Raw genomic sequence first — 17,110 nt, forward strand, 5'->3', positions numbered from 1 at the left:
ATGATAAACACGCCGCAATGCGGGCCGGTGTTCGCGGCGGTCTTGCCGTGCTCGCCCTCACCGCTCTCGTCTCCGGCTGCTCCGGCGAGGAATCCGGCGTCAAGGGGACCCCCGGCCAGCAGCCGAAGGCCAAGGCGTCCCCCGCCGCCGGCTCCTATGCCGACCGGGTGAGCAACACCCAGGCCGAGCGCGTCGCCGCCGCCAAGCGCTGGGGCCTGGACAGGGCACCGCTCGTGCCTCCGGCGCCGCCCGCCACGAAGCCGGCGATCAAGGCCCGCGACGGGTTCGAGGTGGACGGCCAGGAGGAGGAGGGGCTGCCCCCGGTCTTCACCACCGTCCCCACCAAGGACAAGGTCGTCTTCCTCACCATCGACGACGGCGAGGAGAAGGACCCGAAGTTCCTGCGGATGATGAGCGACCTGAAGATCCCGTACACCGCCTTCCTCAGCAATTACCTGATCAAGGACGACTACGGGTACTTCCGCGAGATGCGCGACCGCGGTGTCAGCCTCAACAACCACACGCTGCACCACCCGTACCTCCCCGGGCTGTCGTACGACGAGCAGAGGGAGGAGATCTGCGGCATGCAGGCCATCATGACGAAGCAGTTCGGCAAGCGCCCGACGCTCTTCCGGCCGCCCTACGGCAACTACGACGGCGACACCCTGCGCGCCGCCAAGTCCTGCGGCATCAAGTACGCCCCGATCTGGGACGAGGAGGTCTACGTCGACCACTGGGAGTACCGCGAGGACGACCGCGACCTGCACCCCGGCGACATCGTCCTCACCCACTTCCGGGGCCGCGCCGACTGGGACGGCACGATGACCGACATGGTCCGCCGCTTCCTGAAGAAGGTCACGGACAAGGGGTACGCGGTGGCGCGCCTGGAGGACTACCTGTGAGGCTCCGGGTGCGGCGCCCGGCGCGCCCGCGGACACCGCACCCGGCGCGGCGCGGGGTGCGTGCGCTCGGTGCCGGACTGCTCGCCGCCGTGCTGCTCACCGGCTGCGCCCAGTCCGTCGACCCCATCGAGCGGCTGGGCAAGAAGGCGGCGCAGAAGGTACGGCCCCGGGAGCCGGCGTACCGCCGCTGGGGCCTCGCCGCCCCGCTCGCCCGGCCGCCGCGCCCGCCCGCCCGGACCGTCGCGCGCCCCGCCGGCCCCGGACTGCCACCCGTCGTGGACCACGTCCCCACCCACGACCGCGTGGTCTTCCTGACCTACGACGACGGCGCCGAGCGCGATCCGCGGTTCGTCGACATGGTCCGTGAACTGCGGCTGCCGGTCAGCATGTTCCTCACGGACACGGTCGTCGGGCCGGGGTACGGGGACTTCGCCCGGCTCCGCGCGGTCGGCGCGAGCGTGCAGAACCACACCCTCGACCACGCCTCCCTGCGCGGCCTGCCCTATGTCGGCCAGCGCGCCGAGATCTGCGGTCAGCAGGACAAGCTCAAACAGCGCTTCGGCATCCGGCCCCGGCTGCTGCGGCCCCCGTACGGCACCTACGACCACACCACGCTGCGCGCCGCCGCCGACTGCGGGGTCTCCGCCGTCGTGCTGTGGCGGGCCTCCATGCGGGCGGAAGGGCTGAGCTACGAGCAGGGGCACGAGCTGCGGCCGGGCGACATCGTCCTGGCCCGGCCGGAGGACACCGGCGGAGTGACGCTCATCGACTCCACGACCCGCCTGCTGCGCCGCATCCAGACGCAGGGATTCACGGTGGCCCGGCTGGAGGACTACCTCTGACATCCGCCGCCGGGACGGGGAAGCGGACCTGAACGGGCGCGGACGTGCGCCGAGGTTTTGCGGACATGTAAGCGCCGCGTTGGCACTCCGCTTGACCGAGTGCTAATCGCAGTCATAGTCTCGGCCCTGGCACTCCCCCCTGGAGAGTGCCAATAGCGACGGGCAGGTCCGGCACCCGCGACGACGGATCGACCTGGTCGCCACCTCAGACAGTTAACCCCGTGAGATCTCCGAAGGGGGAGGTCGGATCGTGACGACCGCCAGCTCCAAGGTTGCCATCAAGCCGCTCGAGGACCGCATTGTGGTCCAGCCGCTGGACGCCGAGCAGACCACGGCCTCTGGCCTGGTCATTCCGGACACCGCCAAGGAGAAGCCCCAGGAGGGCGTCGTCCTGGCCGTGGGCCCGGGCCGCATCGAGGACGGAAAGCGCGTCGAGCTCGACGTCACCGTCGGCGATGTCGTGCTGTACAGCAAGTACGGCGGCACCGAGGTGAAGTACAACGGCGAGGAGTACCTCGTCCTCTCGGCCCGCGACGTGCTCGCGATCGTCGAGAAGTAATTCACCCAGAATTGCAGTGAACTGCGCCCCTGGCCCCCGCGACGTCAACTAGCCGGGCGCCGGGGGCGCAGTTCGTTTCTCCAAGTTTTCCGAGAGGGCTGAACCGCTCCTATGGCGAAGATCCTGAAGTTCGACGAGGACGCCCGTCGCGCCCTTGAGCGCGGCGTCAACAAGCTTGCCGACACGGTCAAGGTGACGATCGGCCCCAAGGGCCGCAACGTCGTCATCGACAAGAAGTTCGGCGCCCCCACCATCACCAACGACGGTGTCACCATCGCCCGCGAGGTCGAGGTCGAGGACCCGTACGAGAACCTCGGCGCCCAGCTGGTAAAGGAGGTGGCGACCAAGACCAACGACATCGCGGGTGACGGTACGACCACCGCCACCGTGCTCGCCCAGGCGCTCGTGCGCGAGGGCCTGAAGAACGTCGCCGCGGGCGCCTCCCCGGCGCTGCTGAAGCGGGGCATCGACGCGGCCGTCAAGGCCGTCTCCGACGACCTGCTCGCCACCGCGCGCCCGATCGACGAGAAGTCCGACATCGCCGCCGTCGCCGCGCTGTCCGCCCAGGACCAGCAGGTCGGCGAGCTCATCGCCGAGGCGATGGACAAGGTCGGCAAGGACGGTGTCATCACCGTCGAGGAGTCCAACACCTTCGGTCTGGAGCTGGACTTCACCGAGGGCATGGCCTTCGACAAGGGCTACCTGTCGCCGTACTTCGTGACGGACCAGGAGCGCATGGAGGCCGTCCTCGAGGACCCGTACATCCTCATCCACCAGGGCAAGGTCAGCTCCATCCAGGACCTGCTGCCGCTGCTGGAGAAGGTCATCCAGTCCAACGCCTCCAAGCCGCTGCTGATCATCGCCGAGGACGTCGAGGGCGAGGCCCTCTCCACCCTCGTCGTGAACAAGATCCGCGGCACCTTCAACGCCGTCGCCGTGAAGGCCCCCGGCTTCGGTGACCGCCGCAAGGCCATGCTCGGCGACATCGCCACCCTCACCGGTGGTCAGGTCATCGCCGAGGAGGTCGGCCTCAAGCTCGACCAGGTCGGCCTGGACGTGCTGGGCAGCGCCCGCCGCGTGACCGTCACCAAGGACGACACCACGATCGTCGACGGTGGCGGCAGCTCCGACGAGGTCGTCGGCCGCGTCAACCAGATCAAGGCCGAGATCGAGAACACCGACTCCGACTGGGACCGCGAGAAGCTCCAGGAGCGCCTCGCGAAGCTGGCCGGCGGCGTGTGCGTCATCAAGGTCGGCGCCGCCACCGAGGTCGAGCTCAAGGAGAAGAAGCACCGTCTGGAGGACGCCATCTCCGCGACCCGCGCCGCGGTCGAGGAGGGCATCGTCTCCGGTGGTGGCTCCGCGCTCGTCCACGCCGTGAAGGTCCTCGAGGACAACCTCGGCAAGACCGGCGACGAGGCCACGGGTGTCTCGGTCGTCCGCCGCGCCGCCGTCGAGCCGCTGCGCTGGATCGCCGAGAACGCCGGCCTGGAGGGCTACGTCATCACCTCCAAGGTCGCCGAGCTCGACAAGGGCCAGGGCTTCAACGCCGCGACCGGCGAGTACGGCGACCTGGTCAAGGCCGGCGTCATCGACCCGGTCAAGGTCACCCGCTCCGCCCTGGAGAACGCCGCCTCCATCGCCTCCCTGCTCCTGACGACCGAGACCCTGGTCGTCGAGAAGCCGGCCGAGGAGGAGGCCGACGCGGGCCACGGCCACGGCCACGGGCACGCCCACTGAGGCAACGCGCCGCACGGCGTGACGCTTCCGGCGTGACGTCGAGCAGTGCCTCGCGGAGGCCCCCGTTCCCGACAGGGAGCGGGGGCCTCCCGCGTTGCCGGTCCCACCCGGGCCGGAGCCTCGCGTGGGCCGCGCGAGGTGTTCCGGGGGCAGCCCTCAGGTCTCCAGTGCGTCGAGCGCGCCGAGCTGGGCCATCAGTCCCAGCCGGTCGTACTGCCACCAGCCCTCGGCGATCTTCCCGTCCTCCTGGCAGCGGAAGACGGTCGTCCCCGTCATGGTCACCGTCATCCCACTCGGGGGGATCCCCATGAAGTCGCCGGTGTGGGTGCCGTTCCAGGTCCACCGCGTGCAGACGCGGTCGCCCTGGGCCAGCTGGTCGTCCACGGTGAAGGCGAAGTCGAACCCGCCCCGCCACATCTCGATCTCGCGCCGCATGGCGTCGAGGCCCAGGTTGTCCTGCTCGTTGGCGGGATCGTGGTCGTGGTAGTGCTCGACCATCAGGTCGTTGAGCGGCGGCAGGTCGCCCGCGGTGGCCACGGTGTCGAAGAACCGGCGGACGGTGGCCTCGTACAGCTGCTCGTCACGGATCACGTCCAGGTCCGTGAACGTCGGTGTCTCGTCGCAGAGGGCGACCATCTCCTGGAAGATCCTGTCGGTCTCCGGCAGGTTCGAGTTCCGCACCGCCTCCTCGTACGAGGGGAACTCCACGATCTCGATGAAGTGGGACGCGTCGGACCGGTCCTGGCCGATGACGCTGTGCGTCGCGGTCCGCTTCCCCCGGGTCTGCTCGACCCAGGTGTCCATCAGCCGGTTCATCTCGTCGAACCGACTCGTCTTGCAGTCGATCAGTTGCACGAATGTCATGGCGCAGCCTCCCGGCCCACGTGGTCCGGATGAATGCGTCCATTTTAGTGAAAATCCCCCTCAACTGTCGTGGTTGAAGGGGATATCACCCGAGGGTGCTGACAGGCCCTAACGGCCCCGCCCAGCTCACTGCGGCCCGTACTTCCGGCCCGTCTTCGACGTGATCCCGCCGAGCAGCGCCCGCGGCGTCACCTTCACCACGCCCATCAGCGCCTTGTACCGCGGGTCCGGGATCGACAGCGACTTGCCCCGGGCGAGGTCCGCGAGCGCCGCCGCCACCAGCTTGTCCGCGTCGAGCCACATCCACTTCGGGATGTTGTCCGTGCCCATCCCGGCCCGCTGGTGGAACTCGGTGCGCACGAAGCCGGGGCACAGCGCCATCAGCCGCACCCCGCTGCCCGCGAGGTCCCGCGCCGCGCCCTGCGTGAACTGCACGACCCATGCCTTCGACGCGCCGTACGTGCCACGCGGCACGAACGCGGCCACCGAGGCGACGTTGACGACTCCGCCCCGGCCGCGCTCCCGCATCACCTCGGTCGCCGCCGACGTCAGCCGGAGCACCGCCTCGCAGTGCACCTTGAGCATCTTGAGCTCGTCCGCCATCGATACGTCCAGATAGCGGCCCTTGTTGCCGAAGCCCGCGTTGTTGACCAGGAGGTCGACCGGGTTCCTCCGGTCGCCGAGGCGCGCGGCGACCGCGTCGATGCCGCCGTCGGTCGCCAGGTCCGCCGTCAGCACCTCCGCCTCGATGCCGTGCCGGTCGTGCAGTTCGGTGGCCTGCTCCTGCAGTCGCTTCGTGTCGCGCGCCACCAGAACGAGGTTGTGCCCGTCAGCCGCCAGACGCCGCGCGAAGGCGGCACCGATCCCCGCGGTCGATCCCGTAATCAGAGCCGTTGTCATGGCGCAAGGTTAGTGACCTGGCCAGGCGTCCGGCGCCCGCCGCCGCCCAACGACCGGCAGCGCCCGAAGAGTTCCCCGCGCCGTGGCCCGCCCGCTACCGGTCGCCCTGGTCGGCCACATACTTCCGGGCCTTCGCCAGCGCCTCCGGGTGCAACGCGTCGCCGACCGTCAACAGCCTTGGCAGCAGCTCCCGTTCGGTCGTCACGGCGCGGAACTGGAGCGCGACGGTGACGTCGTGGTCCGGCCGGTGCACGATCTCGATCGCGTCGCCCGGGCGGATCTCACCGGGCTCGATCACCCGCAGATACGCGCCGGGCGCGGCCTTCTGCGTGAAGCGCTTGACCCAGCCCTTCTCGCCGAGGTGCCCCTGGAAGGTGCGGCAGGGGATGCGCCCGCTGGTGACCTCCAGGACGACCTCGGAGCCGATGCGCCAGCGCTCGCCGATCCGCGCGCCGGATACATCCACCCCCTCGGTCGTGAGGTTCTCCCCGAACACGCCGTTGCGCAGCGGCCGGCCGAGCTCGCGCTCCCAGTCGTCGAGGTCCTCGCGGGCCACCGCGTACACCGCCTGGTCGTCCCCGCCGTGGTGGCGTCCGTCGCACACCGCGTCCCCGGCGAGTCCGCTGCCGCCGATCGACTTGGGGCCGGGCGCGCTCACCCGCACGGCACCGTCCACCGGCTGCTTGTCGATGCCGGTCACGCCCTCCGGCTGGTCGGTGTACGCGACGGCCTGTGCCCGGCCCAGATTCAGCGACAGAAGCTTCATGCTCTCCACGCTAGGCGACCACGGCCAAAGCGTCGACGCAATATTGGCGCCACACCCCAAGGCTCACTTATGCTCGGAGCGTGATCGAGGCCCGTCATCTCCGTGTCCTGCGCGCCGTCGCCGCCACCGGCTCCTTCTCCGCGGCCGGGCGCGAGCTGGGCTGCACCCAGCCGGCCGTCAGCCAACAGATGAAGGCGCTGGAGGCCTCCGTCGGCACGCCTCTGCTGATCCGCTCCGGTCGTGAGATGCGCCTGACCGAGGCGGGCGAGGCGCTGGTCAAGCACGCCGCGAGCATCCTGTCCGGTCTCACGGCCGCCGAGGAGGAGGTCGCCGCGATCGCCGGCCTGCGCGCGGGCCGGGTCCGGCTCGTGTCCTTCCCCAGCGGGAGCTCCACCCTCGTGCCGACCGCCCTCGCCGCACTGCGCGCCGCGCACCCGGGGACGCGCGTCTTCCTGGAGGAGGCCGAGCCGCCCGAGTCCGTGGAGAAGCTCCGGGACGGCGACTGCGACATCGCGCTGGCCTTCCGCTACGAGGGCACGGGCGGTGAGGAGTGGGACGACCTCGTCGTCCGCCCCCTGCTGACGGACCGGCTCGTCGCGCTGGTGCCCGAGCGTCACCGTCTCGCCGCGGCCGGTTCGGTGGCCATCGGCGAGTTCGCGGGCGAGTCGTGGATCGCGGGCTGCCCGCGCTGCCGCGGACAGTTGGTCGAGGTGTGCCGGGGCGCGGGCTTCGAGCCCCGCATCGACTTCGCCACCGACGACTACCCGGCCGTGGTCGGTCTCGTGGGCGCGGGCCTCGGCGTCGCGGTCCTCCCGGAACTGGCCATCGAGTCCGTCCGGCCCAAGCGGGCCCGCACGGTGACGGTGGAGCCGCCGGTGCGGCGCGAGATCGTCGCGCTCACGCTGCCGGATCTGGCGCAGGTGCCGGCGGTGGCGGCCACGCTCGACCGGCTGGCACGGGCCGCCGCCCGCTGACGGACCGGTCGCGGACGTCGGGCCGCACGCGTGCGTGCAGGTCAAAACGGGGGCACGTGCACGCGTGCCCGAAGTGAAGAAACGTTCCTTCAGTTGTTCGAAGCGTGACTGCTTCCACCGGCCGATGCCGAGACCAGCCGGTTGCGCGCCCGCCCCATGAGCTCTTCGCGCTCGTCCTCGGTCAGTCCGCCCCACACGCCGTACGGCTCGCGCACCGCCAGGGCGTGTGCCGCGCACTCGGCGCGTACCGGGCATCTCATGCAGACCTCTTTGGCCGAGTTCTCGCGAGCGCTCCGTGCCGCACCACGCTCGCCCTCCGGGTGGAAGAAGAGCGAGCTGTCGACCCCGCGGCAGGCCGCGAGGAGCTGCCAGTCCCAGAGGTCCGCGTTCGGACCGGGAAGGCGGGAGAAATCTGCCATTGCGTGTCCCCTTGTTGCCGTTCTGGGCTGCTATGCCCCACCGACCGTACATCTACGATCTAAGGAGATGAAAATATGACTCATTGCGAATCTAGCCGCAGACACCAGCAAATGGGAAGAAATCGGTCTAAATGGGGCATAGGTTGTGATGAAACATTGAGGGTCCGTTGTGCATGTCTGCACCGTGTCCGCACCCTCACGTACAGTGCCGAAGACGACGGAGTGCCCCGTAACTCTTTCGAGTGACCATCGTTGAGAGTGCGGAGGCGGTTGAAGGAACAAGCGCTCGGGCAGACGGCAGAATCCGTCGGCGAGTGTCGACCGCACAGGTGACGATTCGTACCAGCCTGGAGGCTCAAGGTGACGCGCATCAGCTGCGGAGGACGGCCATGACATCCGTCCTCGTCTGCGACGACTCCCCGCTTGCCCGAGAGGCGCTCCGCCGCGCGGTGGCGACCGTGCCCGGCGTCGAGCGTGTGACGACGGCGGCCAACGGCGAGGAAGTCCTCCGCCGCTGGGGTGCCGACCGTTCGGACCTCATTCTGATGGACGTACGCATGCCCGGACTGGGCGGCGTGGAGACCGTCCGGCGGCTGCTGTCCGCCGACCCCGGTGCGCGCATCATCATGCTCACCGTCGCCGAGGACCTGGACGGTGTGGCGCTCGCCGTCGCCGCCGGCGCCCGCGGCTATCTGCACAAGGACGCCTCGCGTGCCGAGCTGCGCGCCACCGTGACGCAGGCGCTCGCCGACCCCACCTGGCGGCTCGCCCCGCGCAGACTGCGTTCGGCCGAGATGGGCGCCGCGCCCACCCTCACCGCGCGGGAGATCCAGGTCCTCGAGGGCATGAGCCACGGCCGCTCCAACGCCGAGATCGGCCGCGAGCTGTTCCTCTCCGAGGACACGGTCAAGACGCACGCCCGGCGGCTCTTCAAGAAGCTCGGCGCCTCGGACCGCGCGCACGCCGTGGCGCTCGGTTTCCGGTGGGGTCTGGTTCGCTAGGTGAGCCGCCCCGAGGGTATGACGGCAGCAGCCCCCGCCCGCTCGACGGCGGGCGGGGCCGGGCCCTCAGAGAGAGCCTCTTCGGTGCCCGATCCCCGTTTCCCGGCGGATGCCGCATCCTTGAGGTGTGGAGTTCCTCGGGGACAGGTCGGTCGAGCGGAAGGGGAGGGCGCAGGAGATGAGTTCCGGCGCACCTGCTCATAACGCTTCGGTGCACAACTATGGACGCGGTGCCACGGAACGGACGACGCCGAGGCACCATGGACCGATGCGCGAAGACGAGACGACGGTGATCGGCGCGCTCGTCCATCGCGCGGTCGACGGCGACGAGCAGGCCACGCACGACCTGCTCGCCCACGTACACCCACTCGCGCTGCGCTACTGCCGCACCCGTCTGTCCCGGCTCCCGGGCGACGCGCGGCACTTCGTGGAGGACCTGGCGCAGGAGGTCTGCGTCGCCGTTCTCCTCGCGCTGCCGCGCTACAAGGACACCGGGCGCCCCTTCGAGGCGTTCGTCTTCGCCATCGCCGCGCACAAGGTCGCCGACCTGCAGCGCGCCGCGATGCGCCACCCCGGCTCGACGGCCGTCCCCTCGGACGAGATGCCCGAGCGCCCCGACGACTCCCTCGGTCCCGAGGAGCGCGCCCTGCTCAGCAGTGACGCCGAATGGGCCAAGAAGCTCCTGGCCAACCTCCCCGAGAACCAGCGCGAACTGTTGCTGCTGCGCATCGCGGTGGGCCTGACGGCCGAGGAGACGGGCCAGATGTTGGGAATGTCACCCGGGGCCGTGCGGGTGGCCCAGCACCGGGCGCTCAGCCGTCTGCGGGCGCTCGCGGAGCAGTAGCGGTCCGTCGGCGCGCCGCGTGCCGCGGCCGGCGGGATTTCCCGTCGCACAGGTGCGAAGGGCGACGAGAGCGGAGGGAGGTGTCCCGCTGTCCGTGCCCCCGGCCGGACCCGCGATGAACGCCGAGGTCACCGGACCCGTACGAACATACGAAGCCGAAGCGCACCCTCAACCGTGGAATGAGAGAGCCATGCTTCCCGTTAGCATGGACATCCGCACCGATCAGGGCCATTTGGGGAAGGTGTCATGACTGCCAACGTCGACGGAGTGCCCGCCAAATTCGCGACACTCGGGCTGACCTACGACGACGTGCTGCTGCTGCCGGGCGCGTCGGACATGGCGCCCGACCAGATCGACACCGCCTCGTACATCTCGAAGAACGTGCGGGTGAACATCCCGCTGCTCTCCGCAGCCATGGACAAGGTGACCGAGTCCCGCATGGCGATCGCGATGGCGCGCCAGGGCGGTGTCGGCGTCCTCCACCGCAACCTGTCCATCGAGGACCAGGCCAACCAGGTCGACCTGGTCAAGCGTTCCGAGTCCGGCATGGTGACCGACCCGATCACGGTGCACCCGGACGCGACGCTCGCCGAGGCCGACGCGATCTGTGCCAAGTTCCGCATCTCCGGGGTTCCCGTCACCGACGGCGGCGGCAAGCTCCTGGGGATCGTCACCAACCGCGACATGGCCTTCGAGACCGACCGTTCGCGTCAGGTCCGCGAGGTCATGACGCCGATGCCGCTGGTCACCGGCACGGTCGGCATCTCCGGCCAGGACGCCATGGAGCTGCTGCGGCGCCACAAGATCGAGAAGCTTCCGCTCGTCGACGACTCCGGTGTCCTCAAGGGCCTCATCACGGTCAAGGACTTCGTGAAGGCCGAGAAGTACCCGAACGCCGCCAAGGACGCCGAGGGCCGGCTGCTCGTCGGCGCGGCCGTCGGTGTGGCCGGTGACGCCTTCGAGCGCGCCCAGGCCCTCATCGAGGCCGGTGTCGACTTCATCGTCGTCGACACCGCGCACGGCCACTCCCGCCTCGTCGGCGACATGGTCGCCAAGATCAAGTCGAACTCGTCCGGCGTCGACGTCATCGGCGGCAACATCGCCACCCGTGACGGTGCCCAGTCGCTCATCGACGCGGGCGTAGACGGCATCAAGGTCGGTGTCGGCCCCGGCTCCATCTGCACCACCCGCGTCGTCGCCGGCATCGGTGTGCCGCAGGTGACGGCGATCTACGAGGCGTCGCTCGCCGCCAAGGAGGCCGGTGTCCCGGTCATCGGCGACGGCGGCCTGCAGTACTCCGGCGACATCGCCAAGGCCCTGGTCGCGGGTGCCGACACGGTGATGCTGGGCTCGCTGCTCGCCGGCTGCGAGGAGTCCCCGGGCGAGCTGCTGTTCATCAACGGCAAGCAGTTCAAGTCGTACCGCGGCATGGGCTCCCTGGGCGCCATGCAGTCCCGTGGCGAGCAGCGCTCCTTCTCCAAGGACCGCTACTTCCAGGAGGGCGTCGCCTCCGACGAGAAGCTCGTGCCCGAGGGCATCGAGGGCCAGGTGCCCTACCGCGGTCCGCTCTCCGCGGTCGTCCACCAGCTGGTCGGCGGCCTGCGCCAGTCGATGTTCTACGTCGGCGGCCGGACCGTCCCCGAGCTCCAGGAGCGCGGCCGGTTCGTCCGGATCACCTCGGCGGGCCTCAAGGAGAGCCACCCGCACGACATCCAGATGACGGTCGAGGCGCCGAACTACAGCCGCAAGTAACCCGTACGGCACGGATGGGCCCCCACGCGCGCGTGGGGGCCCATCGTCGTCCACGCGCGCGTGGACACGCCCCGATCCGTGGCCCGAGGGCGGTCCCGGAGGTTCCGGGGCCGCCCTCGGCGTGGGCGTCGGGGATACTGGGAGGCGCAGAAGCGAAGAGGGAAAGGCCACACACGTGACTGAGATCGAGATCGGGCGCGGCAAGCGCGGCCGCCGGGCGTACGCCTTCGACGACATCGCCGTCGTCCCGAGCCGCCGTACGCGGGACCCGAAGGAGGTCTCGATCGCCTGGCAGATCGACGCCTACCGCTTCGAGCTGCCGTTCCTGGCCGCCCCGATGGACTCGGTCGTCTCCCCGGCCACCGCGATCCGCATCGGCGAGCTGGGCGGCCTGGGCGTCCTCAACCTCGAAGGCCTCTGGACGCGGTACGAGGACCCGCAGCCGCTGCTCGACGAGATCGCCGAGCTGGACGCGGAGACCGCGACCCGCCGCATCCAGGAGATCTACGCGGCTCCCATCAAGGAGGAGCTGATCGGGCAGCGCATCAAGGAGGTGCGCGACTCCGGCGTCGTCACCGCCGCGGCCCTGTCCCCGCAGCGCACGGCCCAGTTCTCCAAGGCCGTCGTGGACGCGGGCGTGGACATCTTCGTCATCCGCGGCACCACGGTCTCCGCCGAGCACGTCTCGGGCGCCTCCGAGCCGCTGAACCTGAAGCAGTTCATCTACGAGCTCGACGTCCCGGTGATCGTCGGCGGCTGCGCCACGTACACGGCGGCCCTGCACCTCATGCGCACCGGCGCGGCGGGTGTCCTCGTCGGCTTCGGCGGCGGTGCCGCGCACACCACGCGCAACGTCCTGGGCATCCAGGTGCCCATGGCCACCGCGGTCGCGGACGTCGCCGCGGCCCGCCGCGACTACATGGACGAGTCCGGCGGCCGGTACGTGCACGTCATCGCGGACGGTGGCGTCGGCTGGTCCGGGGACCTCCCCAAGGCGATCGCCTGCGGCGCCGACTCGGTGATGATGGGCTCCCCGCTCGCGCGCGCGACCGACGCCCCGGGCCGTGGCCACCACTGGGGCATGGAGGCGGTCAACGAGGAGCTGCCGCGCGGCAAGAAGGTGGACCTCGGCACCGTCGGCACCATCGAGGAGGTCCTCACGGGCCCCTCGCACACCCCCGACGGCTCGATGAACTTCTTCGGCGCCCTCCGCCGCGCCATGGCCACCACCGGCTACAGCGAGCTCAAGGAGTTCCAGCGCGTCGAGGTGACGGTCGCGGACTCCCAGCACAAGCGCTAGGCCGCACTCGGCCGAAGGCGAAGGGCCCGTCCACCGCGAGGTGGACGGGCCCTTTCAAGTGCCCGGCGCCCGGTTCAGCCGCCCGTCAGCATCTCGGCGACGCCGGCGAGTGCGAGGAACACGCCGCACAGACCGACGACTGCGCCGACGGCGCGGAAACCGCGGGCGGTGATCCACTTGTCGGGCGGGTCGAACGTGCCGGCCGCGGCGGCGCGCAACTCATGATTGCGCTGCTGGTAGGCCTCCATCGCCGCGGACGCGCCCCGGATGTCGAAGGCGAGCCAGCCTCCGCCCGTCATGGCCGTGATGCCGAGGACCATGAGGAAGAGGGGGACGGGCATCGTCAGACCCCGGCCTTGCGGGTGCTGGAGAACGCGACGTACGCGGCGATCGCGAAGAAGACGAACGTGAGCGGGTCGGCCTCGGCCTTCCATGCCTCCTGGACCACGTCGAAGTGGTCGAAGAAGACCTCGTTGAAGCCGACACCGAGCTCCTTGGCGCCGATCATGGCCTCGCCGACGAGCTGGCCGAGGTAGATCGAGGCGACGGACAGGATCACGCTGGCGACCGGCAGGATCTGGTTGCGGCCACCGACGCGTCCCGCGGCGAGGCCGACGAGGAAGCCGACGCCGACCGCGGCCCAGCCGATCTCGTGCTTGGTCAGGCCGATGATGGCGCCGTAGACGCCCGCGGAGACCAGCGCGGCGACGAAGGCGGCGGCCAGGCCGAGCGCCAGGTTGTCGCGCACCGGAGCGGCCGGCGCCACCGGGGCGACCGGGAAGCCCGGCTGGGGCGCGCCCTGCGGGGCACCCTGCCCGGGGTCGGGCGCCTGACCGGCGTACGGGTTGTCGAGCGGCGGGCCGGACGGCGGCGGAGTCGACTGACTCATGTGGTTCCCCCCAGGGAATGCGGGCGCACCTGTGGTGTGCGCAAGGCGTGGGAGCACACCTGTGGGCGCCCGGGACCCGGGCGCACCTGTGTGCGAGAGCTGCCGCACAGTAGCAGGCCCGGGTGACCGGGTGGGAGGGGATTACCGGGAGGTCAGAGGCGGTGCGCCGCTCCTGTCGGAGTCGCTCCCCGTGTGTCCAGGAGGAGTTGGGCCTTCACGGACAGACCTTGCAGGTCGTAGGTGCGGTGCTGCTGGATCAGGATCGTCAGGTCGGCGTCGGCCGCGGCCTCGTAGAGGGAGTCGGCGCGTGGCACGGGCCGGTCCAGGACGCTCCACGCCGGCACGTAGGGGTCGTGATAGCTGACGGAGGCGCCGAGTTCCATCAGCCGGACCGCGATCTCGTGGGCCGGGGAGCCCTGTTGGTCGACGACATCCGCCTTGTAGGTGACGCCGAGGAGGAGCACGCGTGCGCCGCGGGCCGATTTCCCGTGCTCGTTGAGGAGCGTGGCGGCGCGCTGGATGACGTACTGCGGCATCTGGTCGTTGACCTGCCGGGCCAGTTCGACCATCCGCAGGGTGCGCCCCGCGTGGCCGCCGAGGTCCTGGGCCGTGCCGTGCCCGCCCACACCGGGGCCCGGACGGAACGCCTGGAAGCCGAACGGCTTCGTCTCGGCGCACCGGATGACGTCCCACAGGTCGACGCCCAGGCCGTTGCAGAGCACCGCCATCTCGTTGACCAGCGCGATGTTGACGTGGCGGTAGTTGGTCTCCAGCAGCTGCACGGTCTCGGCCTCGCGCGGTCCACGCGCGCGTACCACCTTGTCGGTGAGACGGCCGTAGAAGGCGGCGGCCGACTCGGTGCAGGCGGGGGTCAGGCCGCCGATGACCTTGGGTGTGTTGGCGGGCGTGAAGTCGCGGTTGCCGGGGTCCACCCGGCCGGGGGAGTAGGCGAGGAAGAAGTCGCGCCCCGCGCGCAGCCCCGAACCCTCTTCGAGCAGAGGACGCAGGAAATCCTCGGTGGTTCCGGGGTACACGGGTGATTCCAGGATCACCGTGGTGTGCGGGCGCAGCCGGGTGGCCAGGGTGCGGGCGGCGGCCTCCACCTGGCCGAGGTCGGGGCCGCCGTCCGCGCCTCGCGGGGTCGGCGCACAGATGACCGCGGTGCGTACCCGGCCCAGTTCGGCCGGGTTGGTGGTCGGCCGGAAGCCCCCCGCGAGCATCCGGCGCAGCTCGGCCGGGGTGAGGGGGCCGCTTTCCGGCCCCGTTCCGTAGCCGAGTGTGGGGATGCCGACGGCCACGGCGGCCTGAGCCAGGGGCAGGCCGAGATGACCGAGTCCGATGACGGCGAGATCTGCGGGCATGGCGTGGGCCGTCCTTCCCAGTAGCCGAAGCGGGACAGGTGCGCAAGCCCGGTGGACAGAACGAGCGAGTGCAATGTCACACTAGGAGTAAATATGACCGATTTGCTGGATTGTTTGGTCGAGATTCCCCGCGCGTCGTCGAGAGTTGTCCACAGGCTGAGGAGCGGACGGTGGCCGAAGCAGGGCATCGCGGTCAGACTTGAGGGCGGGGGGATGCGAGCCCGGTCTCGCCGGACAGGTGCGGCCAGCGCGACGGACAGCGGGAGGCAGCGATGAGGACAGCGACACTGGGGCCGGCCGAGCGTGCCGAGGCACTGGCGGGGATGGCCGAGCGCGAGCTGGACGTGCTGGTCGTGGGCGCGGGAGTGGTCGGCGCGGGCACCGCGCTCGACGCCGTGACACGCGGCCTGTCCACGGGCCTGGTCGAGGCCCGTGACTGGGCATCAGGCACGTCCAGCAGGTCCAGCAAGCTGATCCACGGTGGGCTGCGCTATCTGGAGATGCTCGACTTCGCCCTGGTCCGCGAGGCCCTCAAGGAGCGCGGCCTCCTCCTCGAACGGCTCGCACCGCACCTCGTGAAGCCCGTCCCGTTCCTCTACCCGCTCCAGCACAAGGGCTGGGAGCGGTTCTACGCGGGCTCGGGCGTCGCGCTCTACGACGCCATGTCGCTGGCCCGGGGCCACGGCCGAGGCCTGCCCAGGCACCGTCACCTGAGCCGCCGACAGGCCCTGCGCGTCGCGCCCGCCTTGAAGAAGGACGCCCTGGTCGGCGCCCTGCAGTACTACGACGCGCAGATGGACGACGCCCGCTATGTCGCCACCCTGGTCCGCACCGCCGCGTCGTACGGCGCGAAGGTCGCCAACCGCGCCCGCGTCACCAGCTTCCTGCGCGAGGGCGAACGGGTCGTCGGCGCCCGCGTCCAGGACGTCGAAGGCGGCGGGGAGTACGAGATCCGCGCCAAGCAGGTCGTCAACGCCACGGGCGTGTGGACCGACGACACCCAGGCGATGGTCGGGGAGCGCGGCCAGTTCCACGTACGGGCCTCCAAGGGCATCCATCTGGTCGTGCCGAAGGACCGGATCAACTCGACGACGGGCCTGATCCTGCGCACCGAGAAGTCCGTCCTCTTCGTGATCCCCTGGGGCCGGCACTGGATCGTCGGCACCACGGACACCGACTGGGACCTCGACAAGGCCCACCCCGCCGCGTCCAGCGCCGACATCGACTACCTCCTGGAACACGTGAATTCGGTGCTGGCGGTCCCGCTCACCCGAGACGACGTCCAGGGCGTCTACGCGGGCCTGCGGCCGCTGCTCGCCGGGGAGTCGGACGCCACCAGCAAGCTCTCGCGCGAGCACACCGTGGCCCACCCCGTGCCCGGGCTCGTCGTCGTGGCCGGCGGCAAGTACACGACGTACCGGGTGATGGCCAAGGACGCGGTGGACGAGGCGGTGCACGGCCTCGACCAGCGGGTCGCCGAATGCGTCACCGAGGAGACGCCGCTGCTCGGGGCAGAGGGTTATTACGCCCTGTGGAACGCGCGGGCGAGGATCGCGCAGCGCACCGGAATCCATGTGGTGCGCGTCGAGCACCTGTTGAACCGGTACGGGTCGCTCGCCGAGGAACTCCTCGACCTCATCGCCGAGGACCCCTCCCTGGGCGAGCCCCTGGCTGCCGCCGAGGACTATCTCCGCGCCGAGATCGTCTACGCCGCCTCGCACGAGGGCGCCCGGCACCTCGACGACGTCCTGACGCGGCGCACCCGCATCTCCATCGAGACCTTCGACCGCGGCACCCGCAGCGCCCGCGAGGCCGCCGAACTGATGGCCCCCGTCCTCGGCTGGGACAAGGACCAGATCGAGCGCGAGGTCGAGCACTACGAGAAGCGCGTCGAGGCCGAGCGGGAGTCGCAGCGGCAGCCCGACGACCTGACGGCGGACGCGGCGCGGCTCGGAGCGCCGGACATCGTGCCGCTGTAGACCGCGCTCGTCACTCGA

17 protein-coding genes are annotated in these 17,110 nt (G+C 70.5%); 10 read left to right on the forward strand and 7 right to left on the reverse strand.

Annotation, left to right across the window (positions count from 1 at the left end):
- Nucleotides 1–17: 17 nt before the first annotated feature.
- The 4 genes from ACSYGO_RS27900 to groL all read left to right on the forward strand — a co-directional run bounded on the left by ACSYGO_RS27900 (nucleotide 18) and on the right by groL (nucleotide 4,043).
- Nucleotides 18–902, forward strand: coding sequence for a polysaccharide deacetylase family protein (locus ACSYGO_RS27900; protein WP_432174865.1), 885 nt, complete (start codon nucleotides 18–20; stop codon nucleotides 900–902).
- Between the two features lie 56 nt (nucleotides 903–958).
- Nucleotides 959–1,744 carry a polysaccharide deacetylase family protein gene (locus ACSYGO_RS27905; RefSeq protein ID WP_460389768.1) on the forward strand — a complete coding sequence of 262 codons (786 nt, stop codon included), beginning with the start codon at nucleotides 959–961 and terminating at the stop codon, nucleotides 1,742–1,744.
- Nucleotides 1,745–1,994: 250 nt separating this feature from the next.
- Nucleotides 1,995–2,303: a co-chaperone GroES gene (gene groES / locus ACSYGO_RS27910; RefSeq protein WP_028805404.1), complete on the forward strand. Its 309-nt coding sequence runs from the start codon at nucleotides 1,995–1,997 to the stop codon at nucleotides 2,301–2,303.
- Between the two features lie 111 nt (nucleotides 2,304–2,414).
- The gene (gene groL, locus ACSYGO_RS27915; RefSeq protein WP_426677445.1) at nucleotides 2,415–4,043 is read left to right on the forward strand and encodes a chaperonin GroEL; all 1,629 of its coding nucleotides are present in this window, start codon (nucleotides 2,415–2,417) and stop codon (nucleotides 4,041–4,043) included.
- 156 nt (nucleotides 4,044–4,199) lie between these two features.
- Here the strand turns inward: groL and ACSYGO_RS27920 are convergent, their stop codons facing one another.
- The 3 genes from ACSYGO_RS27920 to ACSYGO_RS27930 all read right to left on the reverse strand — a co-directional run bounded on the left by ACSYGO_RS27920 (nucleotide 4,200) and on the right by ACSYGO_RS27930 (nucleotide 6,573).
- Nucleotides 4,200–4,907 carry an ester cyclase gene (locus tag ACSYGO_RS27920; RefSeq protein ID WP_426677444.1) on the reverse strand — a complete coding sequence of 236 codons (708 nt, stop codon included), beginning with the start codon at nucleotides 4,905–4,907 and terminating at the stop codon, nucleotides 4,200–4,202.
- A gap of 126 nt (nucleotides 4,908–5,033) precedes the next feature.
- Nucleotides 5,034–5,807 carry an SDR family NAD(P)-dependent oxidoreductase gene (locus ACSYGO_RS27925; protein ID WP_426677443.1) on the reverse strand — a complete coding sequence of 258 codons (774 nt, stop codon included), beginning with the start codon at nucleotides 5,805–5,807 and terminating at the stop codon, nucleotides 5,034–5,036.
- A gap of 94 nt (nucleotides 5,808–5,901) precedes the next feature.
- Nucleotides 5,902–6,573 carry an MOSC domain-containing protein gene (locus ACSYGO_RS27930; protein ID WP_432188601.1) on the reverse strand — a complete coding sequence of 224 codons (672 nt, stop codon included), beginning with the start codon at nucleotides 6,571–6,573 and terminating at the stop codon, nucleotides 5,902–5,904.
- An 80-nt stretch (nucleotides 6,574–6,653) separates the two neighbouring features.
- On the opposite strand from ACSYGO_RS27930, the gene ACSYGO_RS27935 reads away from it, so the two are divergent.
- Nucleotides 6,654–7,547 carry a LysR family transcriptional regulator gene (locus ACSYGO_RS27935; RefSeq protein ID WP_460388062.1) on the forward strand — a complete coding sequence of 298 codons (894 nt, stop codon included), beginning with the start codon at nucleotides 6,654–6,656 and terminating at the stop codon, nucleotides 7,545–7,547.
- Between the two features lie 89 nt (nucleotides 7,548–7,636).
- On the opposite strand, the gene ACSYGO_RS27940 is transcribed toward ACSYGO_RS27935, so the two are convergent.
- Complete coding sequence (locus ACSYGO_RS27940; protein WP_028805398.1) at nucleotides 7,637–7,966, reverse strand: WhiB family transcriptional regulator; 330 nt, start codon at nucleotides 7,964–7,966, stop codon at nucleotides 7,637–7,639.
- 389 nt (nucleotides 7,967–8,355) lie between these two features.
- Between ACSYGO_RS27940 and ACSYGO_RS27945 the strand changes: the two genes are divergently transcribed.
- From ACSYGO_RS27945 to ACSYGO_RS27960, 4 genes are all read left to right on the forward strand, one after another.
- On the forward strand, nucleotides 8,356–8,967 hold the full coding sequence (locus tag ACSYGO_RS27945; protein ID WP_003948568.1) for a response regulator transcription factor: 612 nt from the start codon (nucleotides 8,356–8,358) through the stop codon (nucleotides 8,965–8,967).
- A 268-nt stretch (nucleotides 8,968–9,235) separates the two neighbouring features.
- The gene (locus ACSYGO_RS27950) at nucleotides 9,236–9,811 is read left to right on the forward strand and encodes a sigma-70 family RNA polymerase sigma factor (RefSeq protein WP_028805397.1); all 576 of its coding nucleotides are present in this window, start codon (nucleotides 9,236–9,238) and stop codon (nucleotides 9,809–9,811) included.
- A 246-nt stretch (nucleotides 9,812–10,057) separates the two neighbouring features.
- Nucleotides 10,058–11,563: an IMP dehydrogenase gene (gene guaB / locus ACSYGO_RS27955; protein WP_426677441.1), complete on the forward strand. Its 1,506-nt coding sequence runs from the start codon at nucleotides 10,058–10,060 to the stop codon at nucleotides 11,561–11,563.
- Between the two features lie 175 nt (nucleotides 11,564–11,738).
- Nucleotides 11,739–12,863: a GuaB3 family IMP dehydrogenase-related protein gene (locus ACSYGO_RS27960; RefSeq protein ID WP_426677440.1), complete on the forward strand. Its 1,125-nt coding sequence runs from the start codon at nucleotides 11,739–11,741 to the stop codon at nucleotides 12,861–12,863.
- A 74-nt stretch (nucleotides 12,864–12,937) separates the two neighbouring features.
- Here ACSYGO_RS27960 and ACSYGO_RS27965 read toward each other — a convergent pair whose 3' ends face one another.
- From ACSYGO_RS27965 to ACSYGO_RS27975, 3 genes are all read right to left on the reverse strand, one after another.
- Complete coding sequence (locus ACSYGO_RS27965) at nucleotides 12,938–13,204, reverse strand: hypothetical protein (RefSeq protein ID WP_426677439.1); 267 nt, start codon at nucleotides 13,202–13,204, stop codon at nucleotides 12,938–12,940.
- Between the two features lie 2 nt (nucleotides 13,205–13,206).
- A complete protein-coding gene (locus ACSYGO_RS27970) occupies nucleotides 13,207–13,752 on the reverse strand; it encodes a hypothetical protein (RefSeq protein WP_426677438.1) in 546 nt (181 codons plus the stop codon).
- A 152-nt stretch (nucleotides 13,753–13,904) separates the two neighbouring features.
- Nucleotides 13,905–15,113: a nucleotide sugar dehydrogenase gene (locus tag ACSYGO_RS27975; protein ID WP_426677437.1), complete on the reverse strand. Its 1,209-nt coding sequence runs from the start codon at nucleotides 15,111–15,113 to the stop codon at nucleotides 13,905–13,907.
- Between the two features lie 272 nt (nucleotides 15,114–15,385).
- Here ACSYGO_RS27975 and ACSYGO_RS27980 point away from each other — a divergent pair, with 272 nt between their 5' ends.
- On the forward strand, nucleotides 15,386–17,092 hold the full coding sequence (locus ACSYGO_RS27980) for a glycerol-3-phosphate dehydrogenase/oxidase (protein WP_095936094.1): 1,707 nt from the start codon (nucleotides 15,386–15,388) through the stop codon (nucleotides 17,090–17,092).
- Nucleotides 17,093–17,110 lie beyond the last annotated feature (18 nt).

It is taken from the genome of Streptomyces krungchingensis (assembly GCF_054729265.1).